Annotated in this window: 23 protein-coding genes; 18 read left to right on the top strand and 5 right to left on the bottom strand. The window is 67.9% G+C overall.

What is annotated here, in order from left to right; all coding sequences use genetic code 11:
* The first annotated feature begins 448 nt into the window (after positions 1–448).
* The 6 genes from ON32_RS14805 to ON32_RS14780 all read left to right on the top strand — a co-directional run bounded on the left by ON32_RS14805 (position 449) and on the right by ON32_RS14780 (position 7946).
* Positions 449–1675 carry a cysteine desulfurase family protein gene (locus tag ON32_RS14805; protein ID WP_051133259.1) on the top strand — a complete coding sequence of 409 codons (1227 nt, stop codon included), beginning with the start codon at positions 449–451 and terminating at the stop codon, positions 1673–1675.
* A gap of 3 nt (positions 1676–1678) precedes the next feature.
* Positions 1679–2779, top strand: a complete 1101-nt coding sequence (gene mnmA, locus ON32_RS14800) for a tRNA 2-thiouridine(34) synthase MnmA (RefSeq protein ID WP_040791495.1) — start codon at positions 1679–1681, stop codon at positions 2777–2779.
* Positions 2776–3813 (top strand): methionine synthase, encoded by a 1038-nt coding sequence (locus tag ON32_RS14795; RefSeq protein ID WP_040791494.1) that lies wholly within the window; start codon positions 2776–2778, stop codon positions 3811–3813. Before mnmA ends, ON32_RS14795 begins: the two co-directional genes overlap by 4 nt.
* Positions 3814–3977: 164 nt before the next feature.
* Positions 3978–6110: an NAD-dependent DNA ligase LigA gene (gene ligA / locus ON32_RS14790; RefSeq protein WP_083874547.1), complete on the top strand. Its 2133-nt coding sequence runs from the start codon at positions 3978–3980 to the stop codon at positions 6108–6110.
* 115 nt (positions 6111–6225) lie between these two features.
* Complete coding sequence (locus ON32_RS14785) at positions 6226–7470, top strand: AAA family ATPase (RefSeq protein ID WP_040791493.1); 1245 nt, start codon at positions 6226–6228, stop codon at positions 7468–7470.
* 131 nt (positions 7471–7601) lie between these two features.
* Positions 7602–7946 (top strand): hypothetical protein, encoded by a 345-nt coding sequence (locus ON32_RS14780; RefSeq protein ID WP_040791594.1) that lies wholly within the window; start codon positions 7602–7604, stop codon positions 7944–7946.
* A gap of 40 nt (positions 7947–7986) precedes the next feature.
* Here the strand turns inward: ON32_RS14780 and ON32_RS14775 are convergent, their stop codons facing one another.
* Complete coding sequence (locus ON32_RS14775) at positions 7987–8637, bottom strand: ACT domain-containing protein (RefSeq protein WP_040791492.1); 651 nt, start codon at positions 8635–8637, stop codon at positions 7987–7989.
* A 322-nt stretch (positions 8638–8959) separates the two neighbouring features.
* On the opposite strand from ON32_RS14775, the gene gatC reads away from it, so the two are divergent.
* The gene (gene gatC, locus ON32_RS14770) at positions 8960–9259 is read left to right on the top strand and encodes an Asp-tRNA(Asn)/Glu-tRNA(Gln) amidotransferase subunit GatC (protein ID WP_040791491.1); all 300 of its coding nucleotides are present in this window, start codon (positions 8960–8962) and stop codon (positions 9257–9259) included.
* Positions 9256–10728, top strand: a complete 1473-nt coding sequence (gatA, locus tag ON32_RS14765) for an Asp-tRNA(Asn)/Glu-tRNA(Gln) amidotransferase subunit GatA (protein ID WP_040791490.1) — start codon at positions 9256–9258, stop codon at positions 10726–10728. Before gatC ends, gatA begins: the two co-directional genes overlap by 4 nt.
* A gap of 58 nt (positions 10729–10786) precedes the next feature.
* On the opposite strand, the gene ON32_RS14760 is transcribed toward gatA, so the two are convergent.
* Entirely contained in the window at positions 10787–11221 is a 435-nt protein-coding gene (locus tag ON32_RS14760; protein WP_245551056.1) for an SRPBCC domain-containing protein, read from the bottom strand.
* 29 nt (positions 11222–11250) lie between these two features.
* The gene (locus ON32_RS14755) at positions 11251–11976 is read right to left on the bottom strand and encodes a hypothetical protein (protein WP_157224197.1); all 726 of its coding nucleotides are present in this window, start codon (positions 11974–11976) and stop codon (positions 11251–11253) included.
* 165 nt (positions 11977–12141) lie between these two features.
* Here ON32_RS14755 and ON32_RS14750 point away from each other — a divergent pair, with 165 nt between their 5' ends.
* From ON32_RS14750 to ON32_RS27095, 3 genes are all read left to right on the top strand, one after another.
* Positions 12142–13356, top strand: a complete 1215-nt coding sequence (locus ON32_RS14750; protein WP_083874528.1) for a sensor histidine kinase — start codon at positions 12142–12144, stop codon at positions 13354–13356.
* A 49-nt stretch (positions 13357–13405) separates the two neighbouring features.
* The gene (locus ON32_RS14745; protein WP_040791488.1) at positions 13406–14068 is read left to right on the top strand and encodes a response regulator; all 663 of its coding nucleotides are present in this window, start codon (positions 13406–13408) and stop codon (positions 14066–14068) included.
* A gap of 116 nt (positions 14069–14184) precedes the next feature.
* Positions 14185–16110: a serine/threonine-protein kinase gene (locus tag ON32_RS27095; protein ID WP_051133256.1), complete on the top strand. Its 1926-nt coding sequence runs from the start codon at positions 14185–14187 to the stop codon at positions 16108–16110.
* A 24-nt stretch (positions 16111–16134) separates the two neighbouring features.
* Here the strand turns inward: ON32_RS27095 and ON32_RS14735 are convergent, their stop codons facing one another.
* Entirely contained in the window at positions 16135–16860 is a 726-nt protein-coding gene (locus tag ON32_RS14735; protein ID WP_083874527.1) for an ABC transporter ATP-binding protein, read from the bottom strand.
* An 82-nt stretch (positions 16861–16942) separates the two neighbouring features.
* Positions 16943–17248, bottom strand: a complete 306-nt coding sequence (locus tag ON32_RS14730; RefSeq protein WP_040791487.1) for a hypothetical protein — start codon at positions 17246–17248, stop codon at positions 16943–16945.
* Positions 17249–17507: 259 nt separating this feature from the next.
* On the opposite strand from ON32_RS14730, the gene ON32_RS14725 reads away from it, so the two are divergent.
* The 7 genes from ON32_RS14725 to gatB all read left to right on the top strand — a co-directional run bounded on the left by ON32_RS14725 (position 17508) and on the right by gatB (position 26747).
* Positions 17508–18827 carry a sensor histidine kinase gene (locus ON32_RS14725; protein ID WP_051133255.1) on the top strand — a complete coding sequence of 440 codons (1320 nt, stop codon included), beginning with the start codon at positions 17508–17510 and terminating at the stop codon, positions 18825–18827.
* A 16-nt stretch (positions 18828–18843) separates the two neighbouring features.
* The gene (locus ON32_RS14720; protein WP_051133254.1) at positions 18844–19539 is read left to right on the top strand and encodes a response regulator; all 696 of its coding nucleotides are present in this window, start codon (positions 18844–18846) and stop codon (positions 19537–19539) included.
* 48 nt (positions 19540–19587) lie between these two features.
* The gene (locus ON32_RS29600; RefSeq protein WP_040791486.1) at positions 19588–21537 is read left to right on the top strand and encodes a serine/threonine-protein kinase; all 1950 of its coding nucleotides are present in this window, start codon (positions 19588–19590) and stop codon (positions 21535–21537) included.
* Positions 21538–21811: 274 nt separating this feature from the next.
* Complete coding sequence (locus ON32_RS14710) at positions 21812–22576, top strand: serine hydrolase (protein ID WP_174361636.1); 765 nt, start codon at positions 21812–21814, stop codon at positions 22574–22576.
* An 89-nt stretch (positions 22577–22665) separates the two neighbouring features.
* Positions 22666–23700, top strand: coding sequence for an ATP-dependent 6-phosphofructokinase (locus tag ON32_RS14705; RefSeq protein ID WP_040791485.1), 1035 nt, complete (start codon positions 22666–22668; stop codon positions 23698–23700).
* Between the two features lie 72 nt (positions 23701–23772).
* The gene (locus ON32_RS14700) at positions 23773–25152 is read left to right on the top strand and encodes an alpha/beta hydrolase family protein (RefSeq protein WP_040791484.1); all 1380 of its coding nucleotides are present in this window, start codon (positions 23773–23775) and stop codon (positions 25150–25152) included.
* 89 nt (positions 25153–25241) lie between these two features.
* The gene (gene gatB / locus ON32_RS14695) at positions 25242–26747 is read left to right on the top strand and encodes an Asp-tRNA(Asn)/Glu-tRNA(Gln) amidotransferase subunit GatB (RefSeq protein WP_040791483.1); all 1506 of its coding nucleotides are present in this window, start codon (positions 25242–25244) and stop codon (positions 26745–26747) included.
* Positions 26748–26835: the final 88 nt, after the last annotated feature.

The raw sequence follows: 26835 nt of genomic DNA, 5'->3' as shown, positions 1-26835 counted from the left end.
GTGCCGGCGTGTGATCGAGTCGATGACAGATCCGATGCAGTGGCCTCGTCGCCCCGGCCGACAGCGCCGGTTCTCACGGCCGCGGTCTGCCATGGCGAGTCCGGTACTTCGCCGATGCCGTCGGGGGCGATACGTCGACCGCACAGATTCTCCGATATATCGCTCGGCGTAACGGGAGGAGTGGACGGCGTCCTTGTGCACTTCCCTCGGGGGATGAACGGCTCGGCCGGCTCGCCCGGTCCACTCCGGTCCCCGGACAGGTTTATCCGGCCCGACCCCGGCCGGCCGGTGCGCCCGGTGGCGGGTCCCCTACCGGACACGCAAGGGCGGGAATGTCGGGTGATATGTGCACTGTTGTGAATCGGGGGTATGTCGTAGTGGAAAACGTAGCGACCGGGAATAGGCCCCGAAGTCGTGCAGGTCAATGGTGGGATAGGCTTTATCGGTCATGAAGTCGGCGTTTCCGGGTGCGGTCAATGGTGTGCCCACGACGGTCTACCTCGATCATGCGGCGACCACACCGATGCTGCCCGCCGCCATCGAGGCGATGACGGCCGCCCTCGGAATGCTCGGAAACGCCTCCTCGCTGCACGGCGCCGGACGAACGGCGCGGCGGCGGCTGGAGGAGGCGCGTGAGTCCATTGCCGCCGATCTGGGAGCACGACCGTCGGAGGTGATCTTCACCTCCGGTGGGACCGAGAGCGACAATCTGGCGGTCAAGGGCATCTATTGGGCCCGCCGCGACGCCGAGCCCGGCCGTACTCGCATCCTGGCCGGCGCCACCGAGCACCACGCGGTGCTGGACGCGGTGGAATGGCTGGAACAGCACGAGGGCGCGCGGGTCACCTGGCTGCCGGTGGACCACGAGGGCGCGATATCGCCGCAGACGTTGCGGGCGGCGCTCGACGAACACGGGGACGAGGTCGCTCTGGTCACCGTGATGTGGGCGAACAACGAGATCGGAACCGTTCAGCCGGTGGCGGAACTCGCCGCGGTGGCGCGGGAGTTCGACGTTCCTATGCACAGCGACGCGGTACAGGCCGCGGCGCAACTACCCATCGATTTCGCCGCGAGTGGGTTGGCGGCGGCGAGTATCGCCGGACACAAGGTCGGCGGTCCGCACGGAATCGGGGTGTTGCTGCTGGGCCGGCAGGTGCCGTGTGTGCCGCTGCTGCACGGAGGCGGACACGAGCGCGACCTGCGCTCGGGGACCTCCGACGTGGCGGCCGCGGTGGGTTTGGCCGCGGCGCTGCACCAGACCGTCCGGGAAATGCCCGACCGAACGGCGGAGCTGGTGGCCATGCGGGACGAGCTGATCGCCGGCGTGCGGGAACTGATACCCGACGCGGTGCTCAACGGACCCACCGGCCGGCGGCGACTGCCGGGGAACGCGCATTTCACCTTCCCGGGTTGTGAGGGCGATTCCCTGCTCATGCTGCTGGACGCCGCGGGTATCGAATGTTCGACCGGATCGGCCTGTACCGCGGGGGTGGCCTCGCCCAGTCATGTGCTGATCGCGATGGGAGTGGAGCCGCGGCAGGCGCGCGGTTCACTGCGGTTCTCGCTGGGGCACACCTCGGTGCCATCCGATGTGCATGCCCTGCTCGATGTATTGCCGCAGGTGGTGGAGCGGGCCAAGGCCGCCGGTCTGGCCGGTGCGAGAGGAGGTGCGTAGCGTATGCGAGTACTCGCCGCGATGAGCGGAGGGGTCGATTCGGCGGTGGCGGCGGCGCGGGCGGTCGACGCCGGACATGAGGTCGTCGGAGTGCATCTGGCACTGTCGTCGGCGCCGGGAACCCTGCGCACGGGGTCGCGCGGCTGCTGCTCCAAGGAGGATGCCGGGGACGCCCGTCGCGCCGCCGATGTGCTCGGGATCCCGTTCTACGTCTGGGATTTCGCGGATCGATTCAAGGAAGACGTGATCGACGACTTCGTCGCGTCGTACGCGGCCGGCGAGACGCCGAATCCGTGTCTGCGGTGCAACGAGAAGATCAAGTTCTCGGCGCTGGCGGATCGGGCGGTGGCACTCGGATTCGACGCCGTGGTGACCGGACACTACGCGCGCCTGGACAACGGGGTACTGCGCCGTGCCGTGGACACCGACAAGGATCAGTCGTATGTGTTGGCGGTGCTCACCGCCGAGCAATTGTCGCGGGCCATGTTCCCGGTCGGGGACACCCCGAAGCCGCAGATCCGGGCCGAGGCCGCGCGGCGGGGGCTGGCGGTGGCGAACAAGCCGGACAGTCACGACATCTGCTTCATCCCGTCCGGTGACACCCGGGCGTTCCTGGGGGCGAAGATCGGTATCCGGCCGGGTGCGATCGTCGACGCCGACGGCACCGAGCTGGGGCGGCACGAAGGCGTGCACGGATTCACCATCGGACAGCGCAAGGGACTGGGGTTGCCGGGTCCGGCCGCGGACGGTAGGCCGCGGTATGTGACCGATATCGATCCCGAGTCCGGCACCGTGCGGGTGGGGCAGGCCCAGGATCTGCAGGTGTGGACGGTCGAGGCGGACCGGGCGGTGTGGACCTCGGGCGCGACACCGGAGGGCCCGTTCGACTGTGTCGCGCAGGTGCGGGCGCACGGCGGTACCGCCCCGGCGGTCGCCGAGGCGGTGGGCGCCGGGTTGACGGTGCGGTTGCGGGAGCCGTTGAGCGGTGTGGCGCGAGGCCAGGCCGTGGTGCTGTATGCCCCCGATGCCGACGGTGACCGGGTGATCGGCAGCGGCACCATCTCCGCGACCTCCCGGACCGCCCCCGCCGGCGTGGCGCGGTGAGCTCCGCCGGCGTTTTCCCGGCCGGAGTCGCAACGGGAGTCGGTTCGTGGCCGGGGACCGATCCGCGGGAGGCGGCGGCCGTCGTGGTGGGGGAGTTGCCGGAGCTGCCGCATCTGGTGGAGTTACCCGCCCGCGGTGTGGGCGCGGATATGGTCGGCCGCGCCTCCGCGCTGCTGGTGGATCTGCGGTTCGACACCACCCCGCGCGGGTATCGACTGGCCGCTCGGCCGGGTGCGGTTTCGCGGCGGGCGCGAGATCTGCTGCGCACCGATATCGACGCCTTGGAGGAGGCGTGGGAGAACGCGGGCCTGTCCGGCTCCGGACGGATGGTGAAGGTGCAGGCCATCGGTCCGTTGACATTGGCGGCGCAGGTCGAATTGGCGAGTGGGCATCGGGCCCTGACCGATTCGGGCGCGCTGCGGGATCTGACGGAGTCGTTGGCCGAGGGGGTGGCCGGGCATATCGCCGAGGTCGGTAGGCGGCTGAACGCCGAGGTGGTACTGCAACTGGACGAACCGGCGCTCACCGATGTCCTGACGGGCTCTCTGCCAGGGGCGAGCGTGCTGAACACGGTGCCTGCGCTGCCCGAGCCGGAGGCGGTGACGGTGTTGGACACGGTGATCGGTCACCAGCGGGTGCCGGTCGCGGTGCACACCTGCGCGGATAAACCCCCCGTGGGTCTGTTGCGCCGCTGCGCGGCCACGGCGATCGGACTCGATATGTCGACCATCGGGACCACCGGGCAGCTCGACGATCTCGGCGCTGCCATCGACGCGGGTAAATATCTGATCCTCGGCCTGGTACCCACCTCGGCCCCGAGCGGTCCGATGGATTGGCGAGTGGTCGCCGAACCCGGCGCGCGGCTGATGGATCGTCTCGGATTCGCGCGATCCACACTGGTCGAGCGGGTGGCGGTGAGCCCGGCCTGCGGTCTCGCCGGGGCCTCGACGGCCTGGGCGCGAAGGGCGTTGCGGTTGACCGTCGATGCGGCCGAGGCGTTCGCGGAGGACCCGGAGTCGCTCGCGGTCTCCTGAGACCGGTGGATCGTCGGGGACCGACACGTCCGTGATCGACCAGCGGGGTCGAACCCCCGCTTCATGTGGTTACCGAGGGGCGTGGATTCGCGTACGAGAAAGCCGATGGCGACGTGCCAGAACATGACACGAGCTTGTCGGAGGGCTCGACTAACCTGCGAGAGGTGAGCGATCTCGGACTTCCCGCCGAACCGGATACCGCGGCCCCCGAACCGGCATCGGCCGCCCAACGCGCGCAATGGCAGCAACTCGCCGACGAGGTGCGTGAGCACCAGTTCCGTTATTACGTGCGGGATGCGCCGATCATTTCCGACGGTGAGTTCGACGAGCTCTTTCGTCGGCTGCAGGCGCTGGAGGAGAAGTACCCGGATCTGCGTACCCCGGATTCGCCCACCCAGCTGGTGGGAGGTGGTTTCGCCACCGACTTCACTCCGGTGGACCACCTGGAGCGAATGTTGTCGTTGGACAACGCATTCACCGTCGAGGACATGCGGGCCTGGGTGAGCCGGGTGGAGGCCGAGGCCGGGACCGATCTGCACTATCTGTGCGAGGTGAAGATCGACGGTGTGGCCCTGAATCTGGTGTACCGCAAGGGTCGCCTGTGGCGGGCGGCCACTCGGGGCGACGGGCGGACCGGTGAGGACGTCACGCTCAATGCCCGCACCATCGACGATATTCCCGTCACCCTGACCGAGCATCCCGACCATCCCATTCCCGAGGTGCTCGAAGTGCGCGGCGAGGTGTACATGCGGCTCGAGGATTTCGAGAACCTGAACGCAGCGATCGTGGCCGAGGGCAAACCCCCGTACGCGAATCCGCGCAATACCGCCGCCGGATCGCTGCGGCAGAAGGACCCGGCGGTCACCGCGCGGCGCAAACTGCGAATGTTCTGTCACGGTATCGGCCATATCGAGGGCTACACCCCGGATTCACTGCACCGTGCCTACGAGGCGTTGGCCGCGTGGGGGCTGCCGGTGTCCACGCACACGGTTCGGGTGCAGGGCATCGACGCGGTGCTGGAACGTATCGCCTACTGGGGTGAACACCGTCACGATATCGAGCACGAAATCGACGGTTTGGTGGTCAAGGTCGACGAACGAGCGATCCAGCGGCGGCTGGGTGCCACCTCCCGGGCGCCGCGCTGGGCGATCGCCTACAAATACCCGCCGGAGGAGGCCACCACCAAACTGCGGGATATCGCGGTCAATGTCGGCCGCACCGGGCGGGTCACCCCGTTCGCGGTGATGGAGCCGGTGGTCGTCGCCGGGTCCACGGTGTCCATGGCGACCCTGCACAATGCCTCCGAGGTGGTCCGCAAGGGGGTGTTGATCGGCGATACCGTCACCATTCGCAAGGCCGGCGATGTGATTCCCGAGGTGCTCGGGCCGGTGGTCGACGCGCGCACCGGTGACGAACGGGAATTCGTCATGCCCACGCACTGTCCGGAATGCGGTACCGAACTCGCCTACGAGAAAGAAGGCGACGCCGATATCCGCTGCCCCAATGCCCGCACCTGTCCGGCGCAGTTGCGGGAGCGGGTGTTCCACATGGCCGGGCGGGGGGCGTTCGATATCGAGGCGCTCGGTTACGAGGCGGCGATCGCGCTCCTGGAATCCGGTGCCATCACCGACGAAGGCGATCTGTTCGACCTCACCGAGGAACGGCTGAAGACCGTTCCGTTGTTCGTGAACAAGAACGGCAACCTGTCCGCGAACGGCCGCCGCCTGCTGGAAAACCTGAACGCCGCCAAGGACCGTCCGCTGTGGCGGGTGCTGGTGGCCCTGTCCATTCGGCATGTGGGTCCCACCGCGGCCCGGGCCCTGGCCGCCGAATTCGGCAGTCTGGAACGGATCGAAAAGGCCTCGGTGGAGGAGCTGGCCGATACCGATGGGGTGGGGCCGACCATTGCCGCCGCCGTGGCCGAATGGTTCACCGTCGACTGGCATCGCGCGATCGTGGACAAATGGCGGGCGGCGGGGGTGCGGATGGTCGACGAACGCGACGAGTCCATCGCGCGCACTCTCGAAGGGCTGTCCATCGTGGTCACCGGTTCGCTGCAGGGCTTCTCCCGCGACGACGCCAAGGAAGCGATTCTGCGGCGCGGCGGGAAGGCCGTCGGATCGGTGTCGAAGAAGACGGCTTTCGTCGTGGTCGGGGATTCGCCCGGATCGAAGGCCGCGAAGGCCGAGGAACTCGGTGTGCCCGTACTCGACGAGGAAGGGTTCCGGCTGTTGCTGGAGTCCGGACCGGAGGCGGTGCAGCCGAAGGAATCGGCCGAGGAGAACACGAGCGAGTAGCGTCTGCACCGCAGGCACCGGGCGCGACGTCCCGGACCGGCGCACCGACTCCGGTCCGGGGTCGGGCCGAGGGCGCGGAGTTCGGCCGGTGGGGCCGAGGCGGGAGGATGGCGGCATGCTGCGCAGTTTTCGGGTGACAAATCACAAATCGCTGGTCGAACCGCAGGAGTTGCGGTTGGTTCGCGGTAACGGTCCGGTGGCGGTGCCGGTGACGGCGATTCACGGCGGTCCGGCCGCAGGGAAGTCGAACCTGATCGATGCGCTGGCGCAGATGCGTGACGCGGTACTGAATTCGGTGACCGGATGGGATCCCTATGCCGGTCCGGTGCGCAGCCCGCATATCGGATATGTGGACCGGCCCACCGAATTCGAGGCCGTCTTCCTGGCGGAGGGCTGCCCCTACACCTACGGATTCCGGTTGGACTCCGCCGAGGTGGCCGCGGAATGGCTGTACAGCCATCCGCACTCGCGTAAGCGGATCGTCTTCGAGCGGATGGGCGACCGGATCCGGGTAGGTCCGATGTTCGAGGCCGCCCGCTACGGCATCACCGCGCTCACCCCGCTGGTGCGACCCAATTCCCTGTTGTTGGGGCTGGCCGGGCAGATATACGCCGAAGCCCTGGTACCGGCGTATCGGTGGTTCGACACCCTACTCGAGGTGGTGCACGGCGCAGCCGATCCGGCCGCGGTGGAACTGCGGCTCGGCGCCCACCTGTCCCGGTCGACGGAGAACGCCGCCCGGCTGCTCACCCTGCTGCAATCGGCCGATCTGGGTATCACCGATCTGCTCATCGCCCAACACGATCCCGGTTACGCCGAATATCTGAGCGAACTCGACACCGATATCGCGGGGTTGGCCGAGCAGATCGAACGCTGCGCCGCCTCGCCCGCCTACGCGCAGCGATTGGAGCAGGACAGCGGGGTCACGCCGGTGGCCTTGGCACGGGAACTGACCAATATGCGCAATGCCCGCGACGCCCTGTACACGCGCATGGTGGATCGATACGGGGTGGGGTTGCGTCTGGTCCACGACGGTGTCGATCCGGTGTTCACCCTCGCCGAGGAATCCACCGCGACCGTGGCATTGCTCAGGCTGTTACCGATCCTGCTCGACGCGCTGGACACCGGCCGGGTGCTCGCGGTCGACGATATCGGGGCGCACCTGACGGTGGAGGAAACCGATCGACTGGTGCAACTGTTCCAGAATCCGGAGACCAATACCCGTGGTGCGCAGTTGATCTACACCACCGGTGATCGGGCGCTCGTCGACCGCGGTAACGGGCGCTCCCAGCGCACCCGTTCGACGGTCTGGCAGATTCGCCGCACCGAGTACGGCGCCGGCGTCCTCGAGGCCCGCTGAGCAGCCGATCCGAATGCGATCGAGCCCGAGGAACCGGGCCGCCGCCCGGGCGGGCATCGACCGGGGCCGGTGTTCGGTCGTCGAGCCCGCGCCCGCCGGGGCATGTGCGGACAACGCCTAGCATGGACCATGTGTTCGAGATTGCGATGCTCGTGATCATGATGGGCGCTCTGGCCGGGATGCTCGCTCTGGTACTGCGTGGGCGGCGTGGGGCGCGCATGCCCGAGCAGGCGGAGGTCGGAACTCTCTACCTCACCGGTGTCAGTCCGCGTCCGGACGCGATGGGAGAACAGTTCGTCACCCTGACCGGTAATCTCACCGGCCCCACGGTGCCGGGCACGGTGGTCTACGGGCGGTTCGTCTGGGATGCGGCCGCATGGCCGTCCATCGGCGACACCCTGACCGTCGTCTATCCACCGGGGAAACCGCAGCAGTGGCAGATCGCTCGACCCGGAGCCGGAAACCTCGGCGATTGAACCGGTTCGGGTCGGCGGCAGCCGTGCGGAGCGGTGCCGCTCAGCCGAGAACGGTGGCGACGATCCCGGCCAGATAGCCGAGACGCGCGACCTCGGACGGACGGAAATCCGGCCCGCCCGGACGTCCCAACAACAGTGTTTTACCCGAGTCGCCCAGCGGCGCGGCCGCCAGCTTGGTGTCCATTTCCCGCCAGATCGTGGGCACCCAGTCGGCCTCGGGATCGAGAACGGTGGGTTTTTCCAATGGCATCCACGGTGTCGACGCCGCCTGGGTCTGCGGCGCGCTCTGGCTGCCGACCACCCGGTAGGCGCCTTGCGGACCGATGCCCAGGACGGTGCTCCAACCGACTCGCAGCACCCGTGGGACACCGTCCACCAGAACCTGGAGCCGATCGTCCCGGGCTCCGGCGACCTGATCGATCAACTCCAACTCACGGTGGGTATCGAGGATCCCGGAATATGGTCGGATCGAATCGACTCGCACATCGGTGAGCGATTCGGCAGCGGTGATGAGCGTATCGGGGAGTGCGTTCGGGGCCACTTCGACGACCAGATCGTCCACCGCGAAGCCCGCGCCGCGTTCCACCACGTCCAACGAGAGGATGTCCGCGCCGACCGAGCCGAGGGCGACCGCTAGCGCACCGAGGCTGCCCGGACGATCCGGAAGTTGCACGCGGAGCAGATATGACACGTGCGTATCCCTTTCATATACGGCCGAGGTCCTTCACGAGTACCCGGTCTGACCATCCTTACACCCATTGCGTCCGGTTATCGAGTCAAAAAGTCGGATGAATCCTGGGAGCGGGTGTTCGAGTGGGGTCCGAACGGTCGGATCGGGCGCGTCCGCCGCCGCGCGTCGTCCATGGTGGGCGCTGCGGTTTGCCGCCCGGCGACGCCTACTAGGCTGTCCGGTACTCGCTCGACTCCAGTCGAATCGTTCGGCTGGGCCATGGTCGAGTCGGTCGATACGTACCAGCCGAAGATCAACACGTACTAGCCGAAAGGGGTTCGCGGTGACCGCCATCTCCCGCGACGAGGTAGCACACCTCGCCCGGCTGTCCAGGCTCGCCCTGACCGATGCCGAACTGGATCAGTTCGCCGGTCAGCTGGATTCGATCCTCAGCCATGTTCGGACCATCTCCGAAGTCGCGGCCGCCGATGTGCCCGCCACCGCGTCGCCGGATCCGCAGACCAATGTGACCCGGCCGGATGTGGTGACACCCGGTCTCGCCCCGCAGGAGGCGCTCGCCGCCGCGCCCGCGGTGGAAGAGCAGCGGTTCGTCGTCCCGCAGATCCTGGGGGAGCCGGAATGAGCGAGCTGACCAGGCTGAGTGCCGCCGAACTGGCGGCGAAGATCCACGCCCGCGAGATCACCTCGGTGGAGGTCACCCGGGCCCATCTGGACCGGATCGCCGAGGTGGACGGCGAGTATCACGCCTTCCTGCATGTCGCCGAGGAACAGGCGCTGGCGGCCGCGGAGCAGGTCGATGCCGCGCTTGCCGCGGGTGACGCGCCCGTCTCGCCGTTGGCCGGGGTGCCGCTGGCGCTCAAGGACGTGTTCACCACCACCGATATGCCGACCACCTGCGCCTCGAAGATCCTCGAGGGCTGGGTCTCGCCGTACGACGCGACCCTGACCCAGCGGCTGCGCGCGGCGGGTATCCCGATTCTCGGGAAAACCAATATGGACGAGTTCGCCATGGGTTCGTCCACCGAGAACTCCGCCTACGGTCCGACCCGGAACCCGTGGGATACCGATCGCATCCCCGGCGGCTCCGGCGGTGGCTCCTCGGCGGCGCTGGCCTCGTATCAGGCGCCGCTGGCCATCGGTACCGATACCGGTGGTTCCATCCGTCAGCCCGCCGCGATGACCGCGACCGTCGGCACCAAACCCACCTACGGCACGGTGTCCCGGTACGGGCTGGTCGCCTGCGCCTCGTCGTTGGACCAGGGTGGCCCGTGTGGGCGTACGGTGCTCGACACGGCGCTGCTGCACGAGGTGATCGCCGGATACGATCCGCGCGATTCCACCTCCCGTGATGTCCCGGTCGCCCCGGTGGTCGCCGCCGCCCGTGAGGGCGCCGCCGGCGATCTGCGTGGAATGAAGATCGGTGTGGTGAAGGAACTGCACTCCGACAGCTACCAGCCGGGGGTGCTGGCGTCCTTCGACGCCGCGGTCGGGGTGCTGAAGGACCTGGGCGCCGAGGTGGTCGAGGTGTCGTGCCCGCACTTCGAATACGCGCTGTCCTCGTACTATCTGGTGATGCCGAGTGAGGTGTCGTCCAACCTGGCCCGGTTCGACGCCATGCGCTACGGCCTGCGCGTCGGCGACGACGGCACCCGCAGCGCCGAACAAGTGATGGCCGCCACACGGGCCGCCGGGTTCGGCCCGGAGGTCAAGCGACGCATCATGATCGGTACCTACGCCCTGTCGGCCGGCTACTACGACGCCTACTACGGCCAGGCGCTGAAGGTGCGCACCCTCATCGCGCGTGATTTCGCCGCCGCCTACGAGCAGGCCGATGTGCTGGTCTCGCCGACCAGTCCCTTCACCCCGTGGAAGCTGGGTGAGAAGGTCGACGACCCGCTGGCCATGTATTTGTCGGACCTGTGCACCCTGCCGACCAATCTGGCCGGTCATCCCGCCATGTCGGTGCCGTCGGGGTTGAGTGAGGACGACGGTCTACCGGTGGGCCTGCAGATCATGGCCCCGGCGCTGGCCGACGACCGGCTGTACCGGGTGGGTGCCGCGTACGAGGCCGCGCGCGGGGATATCGCCTGACCGTTCGATCGGGCCGCCTCCCGGTGTGGTTTTCGAAGACCGCCACCGGGAGGCGGGATCATCCCGCGTGGAGCTGTTCGGCCCGCCGGGCGACCCCGGTGGTCATCCCGGGGAATCCGCGGCGGAAACCACGCCCGAAAAACATTCCGACCAGCGGCGACAGCCAGCCCGCGAGCTCGAAATGGGATTCGTAGCGGGCGCGCTCGGCCGCGAGCGGAATCACGGTGTGGGACCGTAGACTGCGCAGCGCTCCGAGCGGGAGTGGCCGCATGGCGTAGCTGAATTCCCGGCCGGGAGTGTGGCTGCGGATGTATTCCCGCATGCGGATGGGGCGTGGGGTGAGCTGTCGGACGACCATATCGATCGGCGCGCCGACCTCGAGGGTCGATTCACAGTGGTCGATGAACGTATTCCACTCGCCGTATGCGGCCACGTCGGTGAGTACCGACCACACCACCTCGGCGGGCGCGTCCACCTCGATCACGTCGTCCACAACGAGCACACCTCAAGCTAGAACACGTTTCAGATGTGGGTCAACTCGCGCGGCGCCGGCGCGGGGGCCTCGACCAGGGGGGTCGGCTTCCGGCGGCGCCACAGCATCACCCCGCCCGCCACGATCGCGGTGACGACGAACCCCGCCGAGCGCCACAACCACGGCCGGGTCGGGGTATCCGCCGTGGCGGCGCCGACCAGGGTCTCCTCCACCGGCACACCGTATTCCTGCCGTCGGGAATTGAGCTCCACGGCCGTGGCGGCGATCTCGGCCACGGTATCGCACCGGGTACGCGGCAACGGGTCCGTCAATGTGGCGCACGCGGCGTGCATGCGCTGATCGAGCGCCTGATCGAGCGTCTGTCGGGCCCACGGGCCCAACGGAGACCCGCGCCGCGCCGCATAACGGAGCAGGTCGTAACCGAGATCGTGTGCCTTACAAGGGGTATCGAATTCCGGCGGTAGCGATACCGGCGAGGAACAGGCGCCGTCCGGCGCGACCAGTACGCCGTCCACGACGGCGGGCCGATAACCGATGATCTCCACGAAATCGGCCGGGATCGCGGCCGGGTTCGGGCCGTCGGACGTCGCCGCGATCACCGCGGTGTCGAGCGGTGTCGCAGACCCCGTATCGGGGCTCACCGCGTCGGCCGTGGGAGCCAGAACGGCCATGGTCACCAAGGAGGACACGGTGGCGGCGGTGAGGGCCGTGGGCCATGGAGCCGGGCATCGGGAACGGCTGCTCGCAGAGATCATGATGGCCCACCTTAGGGGTCCGTGCCGCGGGAGTCGCACCGCGCGTCGGAGACCTCCCGCCTACCGTCCGAAGAGCAGACCCGGCAGGTAGTGGCTCTCCGGTAGGGGGTGGAAGTCGTTCGTCGGTATGAGGCCGGACCAACGGTCGTTTCCTAGCATCGGACCATGACCGACGCGAGCGCCACCGATACGTCCACCGGGGCCGAGGATCCCGGTGCCGCCCCGCTCCGAAGCCGCCTTTCCCGAATCAGCGCGGTGCATCTACTCGACGCGGCCGTCGTGCTGTCGGCATCGGTGCTGTTCGCGGTGGCCTGGCCCACCCTGCACCTCACCCATGCCGTGCCCGTGCCGGTCCAACCGTTCATCGCTGCCTTCGCGGCGCTACCGGTACTGCTGCTGCGGGCCAATCCCACTCTCGGATGGTCGATCTCGGCCGGATCGGCGTTGATTTTCGCGCAGCTCCTGCCGAACCGACCCGATCACGAGATCCCTTTCCAGGTGGTGCATATCGTCGCCCTGAACTTCCTGCTGTTCGCGGTTGCGCTGCGAATGTCACCGCCCATGATCGGAGTGGTGTGGGGCGCCACATCGCTGCTGCTGGCCGCAGAACTGGCTCCCGTCACGGACAGTCCCCCATGGATGTGGCCGATGTCCCTGGGCAGCGTGGTGCTCACGGCATTGCTCCTGCGTTGGGTGGTGCTCGCCCGCCGCCGGCTGGCTCGGCAGGAAGAGGCCACCGAATTGGAGCGGGCCCGGCGCGCCGTGCTCGAGGAGAAGGCGCGGATTGCACGTGACCTGCACGATGTGGTGGCCCATCGGATGTCGCTGACTGTGGTGCAGGCACAGACCGCGGCATATCGGATCGAGGGGGTCACCCCGCAGGTGCGGGCGGAATTCGAGTCCATCGGCGCCAATGCTCGGGAAGCGTTGAACGAGGTGCGTGGTCTGCTCGGCGTGCTGCGCAGTGACGGACAGGTCGCCGAGCGGACACCCGCGCCCACCGCGACCGAGGTGATCTCGTTGTTCACCGGCGCCGAGCGGGCCGGGATGGCGATCACCTGGACGGTCGACGGTGAACTCGCGGCCGTATCCGATGCGGTGGGCCTCGCGCTGTATCGGATTGCGCAGGAAGCGCTGTCGAACGCCGCCCGGCATGCACCCGGCGCGGCGGTACGGGCCCGGATCGTCTGCGATCGCGAGATCGAACTGGTGATCGTCAACGACGCCCCGGTCACGCCCGTGCCGGCGAGCGGCGTCGGGGGACACGGACTGCCGGGTATGCGGGCCCGCGCCCGCGCGGTCGGCGGCGATATCACGGCCGGGCCGTGCGCCGACGGCGGATTCGAGGTGCGAGCCCGGGTGCCGTCGGTCCATCCGTGACCGATCCGATGACATCCCCGTGCGCATGATCACGAATTAGGGTGGGTCCGTGGCGATAACCGTGTTGATTGCCGACGATCAGGCGATGGTGCGCCAGGGGTTCGGTGCTCTGCTCTCTGCGCAACCCGATATCAGTGTGGTCGGCGACGCGGCCGACGGTCGGGCCGCCGTGGCCGAGGCGCGTCGACTGCGACCGGATGTCGTGCTCATGGATGTGCGTATGCCGGAGATGAACGGGCTGGACGCGGCGCGGGTCATTCTCGGGTCCGACTTCGACCCGCCGGTGCGGGTATTGATGCTGACCACCTTCGATATCGACGACTACGTGTACGAGGCGCTCGGCATGGGGGCGAGTGGATTTCTGCTCAAGGACGCGCCGGCGGAGGAGCTGATTCGCGCGGTCCGGGTGGTGGCGGAGGGGCAGGCGCTGTTGGCGCCGACGGTGACCCAGCGCCTCATCGCCGATGTGGTGCGTCGACGTACGGTGCGCCGAAGGCCCCCGGCCGAGCTGGCCACCTTGACGCCGCGGGAACGGGAGGTGCTCGAGCTGATCGCCAAGGGAATGTCCAACGCCGAGATCGCCGCGGCGCTGTATGTCGCCGAGCAGACGGTGAAAACCCATGTCTCCAAGGTGTTCACGAAACTCCGGTTGCGCGATCGGGCCCAAGCGGTGGTGTTGGCCTATGAGTCCGGCCTGGTCACCCCCGGTTGATTCGTCGGCGGAGTCGTTCCGGGCCGACGGTGACGGATATGTGCCGCGGAATGGTGAACGTGCTCCCGGTGCCCGGTAGGCTCACGGAGCCGTCTGTTTCCCGAAGGGGGTTGTAGTTGCTGAACAGCGGTGACGTATTCGCCGGGTTCGCCATCGAGCGACTGCTCGGGCAGGGCGGTATGGGCTCGGTGTATCTGGCCCGTCATCCTCGCCTGGGCAAACCGACCGCCCTCAAACTGTTGAACCGTGAACTGTTCGCCGATGCCGCGATACGCACCCGGTTCGAACGCGAAGCCGATCTGGCCGCGCGCCTGGACCATCCCGGGATCGTCGCCGTATACGACCGTGGCATCGAGGGCGACCAGCTGTGGATGTGCATGCAGTACATCGACGGCGCGGACGCGGGAACGGTCAATCCGCTGACACTGCCGCCGGAGAAGGCGGTGCAGATCATCGAGGGGGTCGCCGAGGCGCTGGACTACGCGCATGGCATGGGGGTTCTGCACCGCGATGTCAAACCGGCCAATATTCTGCTCGCTCGCGCCAAGGACGGTCAGGGCGAGCGGGTGTTCCTCACCGACTTCGGACTGGCCCGCCTGCGCGCGGAAACCACCCGTCTCACCCAGACCGGGATGTTCACCGCGACGCTGGCCTTCGCCTCACCGGAGCAGATGACCGGAGGCGAACTGGATCCGCGCTCGGACCAGTATTCGCTGGCCTGTGCGTTGTACTGGTTGCTCACCGGGATGGCGCCGTTCGATTCGCCGAACCCCGCCGACATCATCCACGGCAACCTGCAGCTCGCCCCACCGCCGCTGGCCGTGAAACGCCCCGGTCTGCCCACGGGTCTGGATGCCGTGTTGGCCCGCGCCATGGCCAAACATCCCGCCCAACGATTCGCCCACTGCGCCGAATTCGCCGCCGCCGCCCGCCGGGCGTTGAACACACCGGTGGCGTCCCCGGATTACGCGGCGACGGGGACCGTGAGCTCCGGATATCCGGGCGCCCCCGGCGTCCCGCCCGCTGCGGGTGCGCCGGGGGCGCCCGCCGGACAGCCCGTCGCCGGTATTTCACCTCATCCCGGAGCCGGAGTGTCGCCGCAGGTCGCGGCGCCCCCGGCAGCGGATGTCGCGGTGTGTGCGGGAGACGGCGTCTCGCAGCCGGGGCGGGGGGCCGAAGCGGATGGACCCACCGTCGCGGGTGTTTCCATCGACCGGCCCGCGGCTGGGGAGAACGGACAGGTCTCGGCCGTCGGATACCCCCCGCATCCGGTCGGCCCGGTGGTGACCGGGTACAGCGCCCCGCCCGGTGGACACGGTAGGAATCGGCCCGGTATCCATCCCGCACCCCCGAAACGGGGCACTCGTGCGCCGCTGATCGCCGCGCTGGTACTGGTACCCATCCTCGTCGCCGCGCTGATGGTGGCCGGGGTGCTGTTCGTGATCGGGCGGACCGATGGGGACGGTACGGATGCGGCCGCGGGTCCGGAAGGCGGTGAGATCTCGACCCTGCAGACCGATCCACCGTCACCGCAGGCGGCGGATCCGGGGGAGCGGACCCGCACATTGTTCCCGACCCTGCTACCGCAGGGAACGAGCCCCGCGGGACAGGGGTATCAGAAGTCGTCCTGTTTTCGGTACGAACCCGGCGACCCCGTCGAGGACCTCGCCGACGTATTGGAGACCGCCCCCTGGGAGGTGCTGTGGGGGTGTCGTAGGCACGATGAGGACCAAAGGCATATGAGCTACCGGATCATCACCTACGACAGCGCCGCCGACGCGCGCGCCGTGGTCGAGGAACTGCCGCCGCACGAGAGTACGGTCGGTTCGAAGAGCGGCGCGCTCTACACGACCCACACCTGGAGTCGGCCCGGTCCGCCCGGCCGCAGCTACACCACCATGCTGGTCGTCAGTTTCGAATCCGATCCGAACCGGTCGAATTGCCTGCTCTATGTGAGCTATTCGGGAGAAGAGGACCCCGATTCCGCGCCGTTGTCACCCGATATCGCCATAATGCGATGGTGGGACGACGCGCCACTGTAACGCGGTGTGGATGTGGCGGTCGGATCAGGTGCCGACCGCCGAGATATCTCGGTGATCCGTCGTGACGCGCTCGTCCGAACCTATTCGCCCGTCGCTCAACGTGACGACCCGATCGCAGTACCGCACCGCACTCCGATCGTGGGTCACCATCACCACCGAATTACCGGACTCGGCGACCGAACCGAGCAATTCGAGAATCGACGCTCCGGTTTTCGAATCCAGATTGCCGGTGGGCTCGTCGGCCAGGATCAGTGGCGGATCCATGATCAGCGCCCGCGCCACCGCTACCCGCTGCATCTGCCCACCGGACAGCTCTGTCGGGCGGTGCGCCGCCCGATTGCCGAGACCAACCCGGTCGAGGAGCTCCAGCGCCCGCGGTTTGGCCTTGCGCAGCCCGGTCCCGTCCAGCAGTTTCGGGACCGCGACGTTCTCCCACGCCGACAGGGTGGGCAACAGATTGAAGAACTGGAAGACGAAGCCCACGCGGTGTCGACGGAATTCGGACTGTCGTCGTTCGTCGAGATCACCGATCTCCTCCCCCCGGAATCGGATGGAACCGGAATCCGGGCGATCCAACGCGCCCAGCAGATGCAGCAGGGTGCTCTTCCCGGAACCGGACGGGCCGATCACCGCGGTGAAATCCCCGGCCTCGAGTCGCAGGTCGATACCGTCGAGCGCGCGGACCGTCTGACCGCCGACCCGATACTCCTTGACGACATTCGACAGTTCCAGCATGGCAGGCTGCGTCATTGCATCCCCCGTCCCTTCCGTGGATGGTCGTTCGGGCGTCCGTGGGTTCTCCCACCCGTCGGCGGGCCGAGGCCGGGCTACCTCATGCCACGAGAACCCGCGGCGCCGTTCGGGCATCGAGCACCGCGCGGAGCACGGGCTGTTCGGCCGCTAACTCGAGATACGCATCGGCGGCGGTCCGGCCGTTTTCGGCCGCCATCTCCAGCTTGGCGTCGAGATGAATCTTCCACCGATATCGCAGCGCCGCAACCACTCCATCGGCATCGTCGAACAGTCGCTCCAGATCGGGAATACCGTCGAACAGGTCGGGGCGACGGGGATCGACGGCCGCCCGATCCAGGATCGTGTGCAGGATATCGGTGCGTCGGTGCTGGTCTTCCCAGGACATGGCCGAGCCCTTTCATGTGGGTGGGCATTGATGTGGTGGGCATTGATACGACGATGGTTTTCACGGTAGGGATCGGGGCCGGCGCTGTCGTCGTGCCGGGGACGAGGATCGCTGTCCTACCAGGGGTGGAGAGCCGAACCTGCCGCGGGAGGATGTGCCCACGTCCCGTCGCCGGCCAACCTGGGATTGTGTCTGCGAGCCGCGTCACAACCCACGACCCCGTGTCCCGGGAAACCCCCGTGGGGAGCCCTCCGGTCGGATGACACGCGCGGCTTTGCGGGCCGGTCGGGGCGTCCGGAATCGACTCCGTTCGTGGACCCACCGCATCCGCCTGCCCGGGGTGCGTCATCCTCTGTCCGAACTGCCCTTCGACTATCCGCCGAGCATCGTGGTCGGCGCCGATATGGCCTATCTGGTGGTCGGTGTGGCGGCCTGCGTCCAGCGGCACGAGTACTTTCCCACCCTCCTACCCCTGGTGGCACTGGCGCTGCTGTTCCTCTCGTTCCCCTTGTTCGTCTACTTCGGCGTGGTGCCTTCGCCGCTGCAACTGGGCCTGTCCGCCGTGGCGGCCGCCGCCCTGTTCTTCGTGCAGCCGGTGGGCTCCGATTTCGCGCCATTCGTCCTGACCGTGGCGATCGGGGAGATCGCCGCCATCGCGCCGAAACGAATGAGTGTGGTGTGGGTCCTGGTCGCGGTGGCCGAATTGATCGCCTTCGCCGAGTTGGGCGCGCTGTTGTGGGACGACACCCGATTGCGCGCCGGCGTGCCGATGTATGTGACGGGGGTGCTGTTCGGGTGGCTGGTCGGTGTCATGCTGCAGAACCGGCGCCGGTTTCTCTACCAGGAACGCGAGTATCAAAACGCCCGGGCCGCCCGGGCCGCCGTGGAGGAACGCGGCCGTATCGCCCGCGAGGTCCACGATGTCATCGCACATTCGCTGAGCATCACCCTGCTGCATCTCACCGCGGCCGGACACGCGCTCGTCACCGACCGTGATGTGGACGAGGCGGTGGACGCGCTCACCGACGCCGAACGGCTCGGCCGACAGGCCATGGCCGATATTCGGCGCACCGTCGGTCTGCTCGACACCCGGCCGTCGATGCGGGGAGCCGAGCCCGGTGCCGGGGATATAGACGCGTTGATCGACGAATTCGTCCACGCCGGGCTCACCGTGCGGCGCCGGATCACCGGTGATCTGGGAGCGGTATCGGCGGCCCTCGGCCTGGCGCTGTACCGCATCGGCCAGGAATCACTGGCCAATATCGCCAAGCACGCGCCCGGCGCCGAGGCCGATTTCCGGTTGGCCGTCGGCGCCGAGTCGGTATCGGTGCGGGTGCGCAATACGGTCCCCGCCGCCCGGCCCGCGGGGGCAGCGGTATGGGTATCGCCGGTATGCGGGAACGTACCGAACTATTCGGCGGCCGACTGCGGGCCGGGCCGGACGATGGCGGATGGACGGTGCACGCGGAGTTCCCCCTCACCCCGGCCATGGCGTCGGGGCAGAACGGTCGATCGCGCTGTCCGTGGTCGAGCGGGACATCCGCCTCGGCGCACCCCGATTTCGATTCCGATGACATGAATCGACAGGAGCCGCGATGACCGGGTCGAATACCGACACCCCCGACGAAGTGATCGATGTCCTGGTCGTCGACGACCAGGAATTGGTGCGCGGCGGATTGCGGCGGATCCTGCGCCGCCGGGATGGATTTCGCGTCGACGAATGTGCCGATGGCGACGAGGTGTTGGCGACGGTCGCGGCGAACCCGCCCGATGTGGTGCTCATGGATCTGCGGATGAAACGGGTCGGCGGTATCGAGGCGACCCGACTGCTGCGGGCTCGGGCCGATCGGCCGCCTGTTCTGGTGCTCACCACTTTCGACGACGACCGGCTGCTGTCCGGTGCGTTGCGCGCAGGTGCCGCGGGTTTCATTCTCAAGGATTCCCCGGCCGAGGATCTCATTCGGGCGGTGCGCACCGTGGCCGCCGGCGGTGCGTGGCTCGACCCGGCGGTCACCGGACGGGTTCTGGCCGCCTATCGCACCACGCGACCCGCCGCGCCGGTGGCCGGTAGCGGGCTCACGGAGTTGACCGCCCGCGAACTCGAGGTGCTCGGGCTGATCGGTCGCGGCCACGCCAACAGTGAAATAGCCCACGCTCTCGGAATTTCCGAAGTCACCGTGAAAAGTCATATCGGGCATATCTTCGGCAAACTGGGTTTACGCGACCGCGCGGCGGCCATCGTCTTCGCGTTTGACCACGGGGTGGTTTCCCCCGGACAATCTCCTGTCTGACGGGCAACACGGTCGGACGCCGTCCGCCCGGAATGCGGAGGAGGACGGGTGCAAGCACCTGGGGCCGAGGTCGGAGGTCGGTTCGGGCCGTACGAGTTGCGGTCACTGTTGGGTGGTGGGGGCATGGGGGAGGTCTACGAGGCGTACGACACCGACAAGGATCGGGTCGTCGCGCTCAAGCTGCTGGCCGAGGAGCTCGCGCGGGATCCGGAGTACCGGACCCGGTTTCGGCGAGAAGCGCAGCTGGTGGCCCGGCTGACCGAACCGCATATCGTCCCGGTCCACGATTGGGGTGAGCTGGAGGGTCGGCTTTTCCTCGACACGCGCCTGGTCCGTGGTTTCGATCTGCGCACCCTGCTGCGGGAACGAGGTGCGCTGTCCCCGATCCGCGCCGTCGGTATCGTCGAACAGGTCGCGGCCGCGTTGGATGCCGCGCATACCGTCGGGCTCGTACACCGCGATGTCGAGCCGGCCGACATCCTGGTCACCGATGTCGATTTCGCCTACCTCGCCGATTTCGGTACCGCGCACGTCGCGAGCGACAGCGCCGTCACCCAGGTGGGCATCACCCCGGCCACCTACACCTATATGGCACCCGAGTGTTTCGACACCGGACCGCTCACCGCGCGGGCCGATATCTACTCCCTGACCTGTGTCCTGTACGAATGTCTCACCGGTGCGCCGCCGTTTCCGCCGACCGGCACCAGTGTGCTCATTCGCGCCCATCTGTCCGAACCACCCCCGCGGCCCAGTACCCAGCGCACCGGAATACCGGCCGCGTTCGACGAGGTGATCGCCCAGGGCATGGCCAAGAATCCGGAGGACCGATACGCCACGGCCGGGGCGCTGGCCCGCGCCGCGCGGGTCGCGCTGACCGGTCCGCGGGCGGCGTCCGCTCGGCCGACGGGTCCGTCCGCCCGCCCGACAGGTGTTGCGGGCGCGCCCACGACGGGCGGTTTCCCCACCCTGGTGATCAAGATGCCGGACGGTGCCGGGGACGGATCGGCGGAATCCGCCGAACGGGTCCTGCCCGCCATCATCCCGAGTGACCCCACCGAGATCCGACCCTCCGACACCCAGCTCGTGCCACTACCGCCCGCCGAGCCGGATCCCCGGACAGCGGGCGCTCCCGTACGCCCGTTCCCGGACGCCCACCTGTACCGGGACGAGCAGGTGCACCCGGCTGCGCTCTCCGATGGTGACCCGGCGCTCGCGCCGTATCCGCCCGACGACCCCACCCGAGTCCACGGAACCGGGTATCCGCTCGGTCCGACGACCGGGGGCTTCCCCGCATCCCCCACCCCGAACCTGGCACCCCCTCATCCGGCGAGCGGTCGGGAGGGCTCGGGTCTTTCCGCGCCCGATACGCCTGCCCCCGGGCAGCTTCTCGGCCCGCCGACCGACGGTTCTCCCACGCGCTCGAGGTCCGCGCTCCGCGGGCGGCGCGTCCGATCCGAACCTCCCGAGCCGCGGCCCGATCACGGCGTCGCCGTACCCATCCTGGTCGGGATCATGGTGGTCGCGGTGGTCGCGATCGTGGCGGTGCTCGGTTTCCAGCTGCTGGGTTCCACGGAACCGTCCGCTGCACCGGCCGGTGTCGCCGTTCGTTCCGCGGCACCCACCGGGCCGTCCACCGCACCCTCGACGAGCATCGCCCCGCGGTCCACGACCCCCACCTCTTCCACCACCACGACCCCGGCCGCCCTACCGGCGGGTGCGCAGCCCTGCCCGCGGACCGGGTCCGATACACGGAGCCGGTCCGACACGCGGGGCCTCGACCGGTCGGCAACCGGTACCTCGGTCACCAGTTGCGGTTTCGCAGAGGAGGTCCGCAAGGCCTATCTGGCGAGCGCCGGGGCCGGCGCCACGGACGGAACATCGGTCACTGTGACGGCCACCAGTCCCGTGACCGGCCGCAGCTACACCATGACCTGCACCGCGGAAAAAGGGCTGGTCACCTGTAGTGGCGGAGAGAACGCGGTGGTCTACGTCTACTGAGCTCAGGGCCACCGCGTACCGGTGTTTCCACCGTCCAACCTCCACGTAAAGACGCGGAAAGCGCCAGGATGGAGTAGGTTTCTCGACCGTACTGCCGATATCGGGAATAGTGAGAGTCCGTACCACGATGCGCCGAGATGTATATACCCAGAACCACCGGGACGTACCCTTGGCTCGCCGGTGGCTCGTTGCGTCCGCCTGTACGGCTTTCACCGCACTCGCCGGTTGCGCTGCCGAACCCACCGCCCCCGCCCCGGAACAGTCCCGCACACACGTGACCTACGCGGCGGACGGTGCCGAGGACATGTCGGTCACCGTACCGGGTACGTTGGCCGCCGGATTCGCCGACCTCCAGGCCGCCCAGGAGGGGCAGATCGGGTTGGCGATCATGCCGGTCGGCGGTGACCGGCCGGTGGTTCTCGGCAATTGGACCACCGGTCCGGCCTGGTCGACCATGAAGGTTCCGTTGGCGATCGCAGCCGTGCGCAAGAACTCGGGCAAGACGAACTATTCCGTCTCGGCGGCCATCACCGCCTCGGACAATTCCGCCGCCGACGCGCTGTGGGACTCGTTGGGAACTCCCCAACAGGCCGCCGCCGCGGTGCAGGATGTGCTCCGGGAAGCAGGGGACACCGTGACCACGGTACCGGCCAAACGCGCCCGCACCGACTACTCGGCTTTCGGTCAGGCCGAGTGGGCGTTGGCCGATCAGGTGCTCTTCGCTTCCCGATTACCGTGCCTGTCCGGTTCGAAGGTGGTGGTCGACCTGATGGACGAGGTCGCCTCGAGTCAACAGTGGGGTCTGGGGGCGGAGTTCGACAAGGCGGAGTACAAGGGCGGGTGGGGGCCCGACACCTCCGGGGACTATCTGGTCCGCCAGTTCGGGCTGGTGCCCACCACCGGCGGGAAGCTGGCTATAGCCCTTGCGGCGCAACCTGATTCGGGCACCTACTCCGACGGAGTGAGTATGGTGAACAAGATCGCCGCCCTGGTGTCGGAACATCTCGACGAGTTCACCGGCGGTGTGTGCACGCCCTGAGTTCCGCGACGAGCCGGTCCGGGCCGGCGTAACCCGATTGTCATGGGGGCGGAGGACCACGGCCGGCGGAAACCGGGCAAGATAGCGCCATGCGCATCGGAGTCTTGACCGGAGGCGGGGACTGCCCTGGGCTGAACGCTGTTATCCGCGCCATCGTCCGTACCGCGAACGGCCGGTACGGCGATGCGATCGTAGGGTTCGAGGACGGCTGGCGGGGCCTGCTGGAAGACCGCAAGATCAAGATTTTCAACGACGAACGCACCGACCGCCTGCTCACCAAGGGCGGCACCATTCTGGGGACCGCCCGTACCAATCCGGACGTGCTGCGCCAGGGACTGGGTCGTATTCGGCAGACCCTGGACGACAACGGCATCGAGGCCCTGATCCCGATCGGTGGCGAAGGAACGCTCACCGCCGCCGGCTGGTTGTCCGAAGAGGGCGTTCCGGTGGTCGGGGTGCCCAAGACGATCGATAACGACATCGACTGCACCGACGTCACGTTCGGTCACGACACCGCGTTGACCATTGCCACCGAGGCCATCGATCGGCTGCACACCACCGCGGAATCGCATCAGCGGGTCATGCTGGTGGAGGTCATGGGACGCCATGCGGGCTGGATCGCGATCAACTCCGGAATGGCCGCGGGCGCCCATCTGACCCTGGTTCCCGAGGAACCGTTCGATGTGCGGGAGGTGTGCGCCATGATCAAGCGCCGCTTCCAACGTGGGGACAAACATTTCATCTGCGTGGTCGCCGAAGGCTCGCATCCCGCCCCCGACACCGGTTTCACTCTCCGCGAGGGCGGTATCGACGAATTCGGGCACGAACGTTTCACCGGCGTCGCTCAACAGTTGGGCCCCGAGATCGAACGTCGGATCGGCAAGGAGGTGCGCACCACCGTCCTCGGCCATGTCCAGCGCGGCGGTAGCCCCACCCCCTACGACCGGATCCTGGCCACCCGTTTCGGTCTGCACGCCGCCGAGGCGGTACACGCGGGCCATTTCGGCCAGATGGTTGCCCTGCGCGGCACCGAGATCGGCCTGGTCCCGTTGTCCGAGGCCACCAAGCAGCTCAAACGAGTTCCGGCCGAGCGGTATCAGGAAGCGCAGGCCTTCTTCGGCTGAGCGGGGGCGGATCGCCCCTCCGACGAGCCGATATCCACTCCGTTGCGGCGGCTCGTCGGTACAGTGGGGCGCATGCGCACCGCTCGGAGGGTCCTGCTGACCTTGTCCGTGGTCGTCGCGCTGCTCACCGGGTGTTCCCTTGCGGAGTCCGGTGACAATACGGTGCGTGGACAGTGGCACGGGACCATCGCGCTCCCCGGAAGGTCGTTGGCGATCGGGGTGGACTTCACCGGCGCCGGCAGCGCCACCATCGATATCCCGGCCCAGCGCCTTGTGGGAGTGGATCTCGACATGGTCGTCACGGAGCCGGGGCGAGTGGAATTCGTCGTTCCGAATCTCGCGGGCGATCCGGCCTTTCACGGCCGCCTCGATACCGGAACCGATCGCATCGTCGGCGATTTCACCCAGTACGGTCGGACGATCACACTGGCCATGGAACGCGGTGCGGTGGCCGGGCGAGAGCGGCCGCAGGAGCCGAAACCGCCGCTGCCGTATGTGTCCGAGGACATCACGTATCGCAGTGGTGATATCTCCGTCGCCGGCACGTTCACCCATCCGGAAGGTCCGGGCCGGTTTCCCGCGCTCCTGTTGATCACCGGCAGCGGGCCGCAGGACCGTGATGAAGGACTCGCCGGCCACAAGCCGTTCCTGGTGTGGTCGGATGCGCTCACCCGCGCCGGTTACGCGGTCCTGCGCGTCGACGACCGCGGTGTCGGCGGCACCGGTGGGGAGCTGCGGGAGGTCGGTTACGACGAACTGGCCGCCGATATCCGGGCCGGGTTCGATTTCCTGCGCGCACGCCCCGATATCGACCCGGATCGGATCGGGTTGCTGGGCCACAGCGAGGGCGGCTACCTCGCTCCGCTGGTGGCGGCGCAACCGGACAGCGGGGTGGCCTTCGTGGTCTCCGTGGCAGGTCCGGCCGTTCCGGGCGCGGATATTCTGCTGGAGCAGAACCGGGATATGCTGCGTGCCTCGGACGCGTCACCGGAAGAGACGGACGCCCATCTGGCCTACATCGCCGAGCTCGCCGGGGCGCTGCGGGACGGAGATCTGGCGCGGGTCCGGGAGATCGCGCGAACGCACAACGAATCCCAACCGGAGGACGAACGCGTTCCGCCCGAGCAGCTCGATTCCATCGCGACCCCCTATATGGCGGCCTTGGCGGGCTACGACCCGGCCCCGGCGTTGTCCGCATTGCGTATACCGGTGTTGGCGTTGTTCGGCTCCAAGGATCTGCAGGTGCGCGCGGCGCAGAACGATCCGGTGATGCGACGGCTACTGTCCGACGATCCCGACGCCACCGTGCGCACATTCGAGGGTCTCAATCATCTGATGCAGCCGGCCGACACCGGTCTGGTCGACGAATACGCCACGATCGAAACAACCATCGATCCGGTGGTACTCGACGCCGTCACCGACTGGCTGGACCGGCGTTTCGCGCGAAAGTGACCATCGGTGCGGACCCGCGCCGGCGGTCGGTTGTCCGGTGAGCCGCGCCGGCGGTCCGGTGTGTGGGAGTACGCCATAGACTGTTGGCCATGAGCGCACCAACCGTCGAACTGATGGATTACGCCGATGTCGTGACCCGGTACGAACCGGTTCTGGGCATGGAGGTCCACGTCGAGCTGTCCACCGAGACCAAGATGTTCTGCGGCTGCCCCACCACATTCGGCGCGGAGCCGAACACGCAGGTCTGCCCGGTGTGCCTCGGTTTGCCCGGTTCGCTGCCGGTGGTGAACCAGAAGGCGGTCGAGTCCGCGGTGCGCATCGGCCTGGCGCTCAACTGTTCCATCACCCCGTGGGGTCGGTTCGCGCGCAAGAACTACTTCTACCCGGACCAGCCGAAGAACTACCAGATCAGCCAATACGACGAACCCATCGCCACCAACGGCTACCTGGATGTCCCACTCGACGACGGCAGCACTTTCCGGGTCGAGATCGAACGCGCTCATATGGAAGAGGACACCGGTAAGTCCGTGCACATCGGTGGTGCCACCGGGCGGATCCACGGTGCCAGCCATTCCCTGCTGGACTACAACCGGGCCGGTGTCCCGCTGATCGAGATCGTCACCAAGCCGATCACCGGCGCGGGGGAGCGGGCCCCGGAGGTGGCGCGGGCCTATGTCACCGCATTGCGCGACCTGTTGAAGGCACTGGGTGTCTCCGACGTCCGCATGGAGCACGGTTCGCTGCGCTGCGATGCCAACGTATCGCTCATGCCTGTCGGGTCGACCGAATTCGGTACCCGCACCGAAACCAAGAACGTCAACTCGCTCAAGAGTGTGGAGGTCGCCGTCAGGTTCGAAATGCGTCGGCAGGCGGCCGTGCTCGCCGCGGGCGGTACCGTGATCCAGGAAACCAGGCATTTCCACGAAACCGACGGTTCCACCTCGCCGGGCCGACGCAAGGAAACCGCCGAGGACTACCGGTATTTCCCCGAACCCGATCTCGAGCCCGTCGCCCCCGACGCCGCCTGGGTGGAGGAATTGCGTGGCACCATTCCGGAGTACCCGTGGTTGCGCCGGGCCCGTATCCAGTCCGAATGGGGTATCTCCGACGAGGTGATGCGCGATCTGGTGAACGCCGGCGCATTGGACCTCATCATCGCCACCGTGGACGCCGGCGCTCCCCCGGCCCAGGCCCGTTCCTGGTGGGTCGCCTACCTCACCGAGAAGGCCAACGAACGCGGTGTCGAGCTCGCCGACCTGCCCATCACCCCCGCCCAGGTGGCGGAGGTCATCGCGCTGGTGGAAGCCAAGACCGTGAACAACAAGGTCGCCAAGCAGGTTGTCGACCTGGTTCTGGCGGGCGAGGGCGAGCCGAAGCAGATCGTGGAGGCCAAGGGCCTGGGCATGGTCACCGACGAGAGCGCTCTGCAGGCCGAGGTCGACAAGGCACTGGCCGCCAACCCCGATATCGTGGACAAGATCCGCGGTGGCAAGGTGCAGGCCGCCGGCAAGATCGTGGGCGATGTCATGAAGGCCACCCGAGGCCAGGCCGACGCCGCCCGCGTCCGTGAGCTGGTCCTCGCCGCCTGTTCTTGACCACCCGTTCGCTCTTCACCCCTACAGCGGTACGGCCACCGGATCGATCCGGTGGCCGTACCGCTGTAGGGCCATAACCGTGCGAGGC

The organism is Nocardia paucivorans NBRC 100373, assembly GCF_000308675.1.
Lineage (GTDB): Bacteria > Actinomycetota > Actinomycetes > Mycobacteriales > Mycobacteriaceae > Nocardia > Nocardia paucivorans.
The sequence above is the reverse complement of the archived record's forward strand: the minus strand, read 5'-3'. Positions and strand labels throughout refer to the sequence as shown.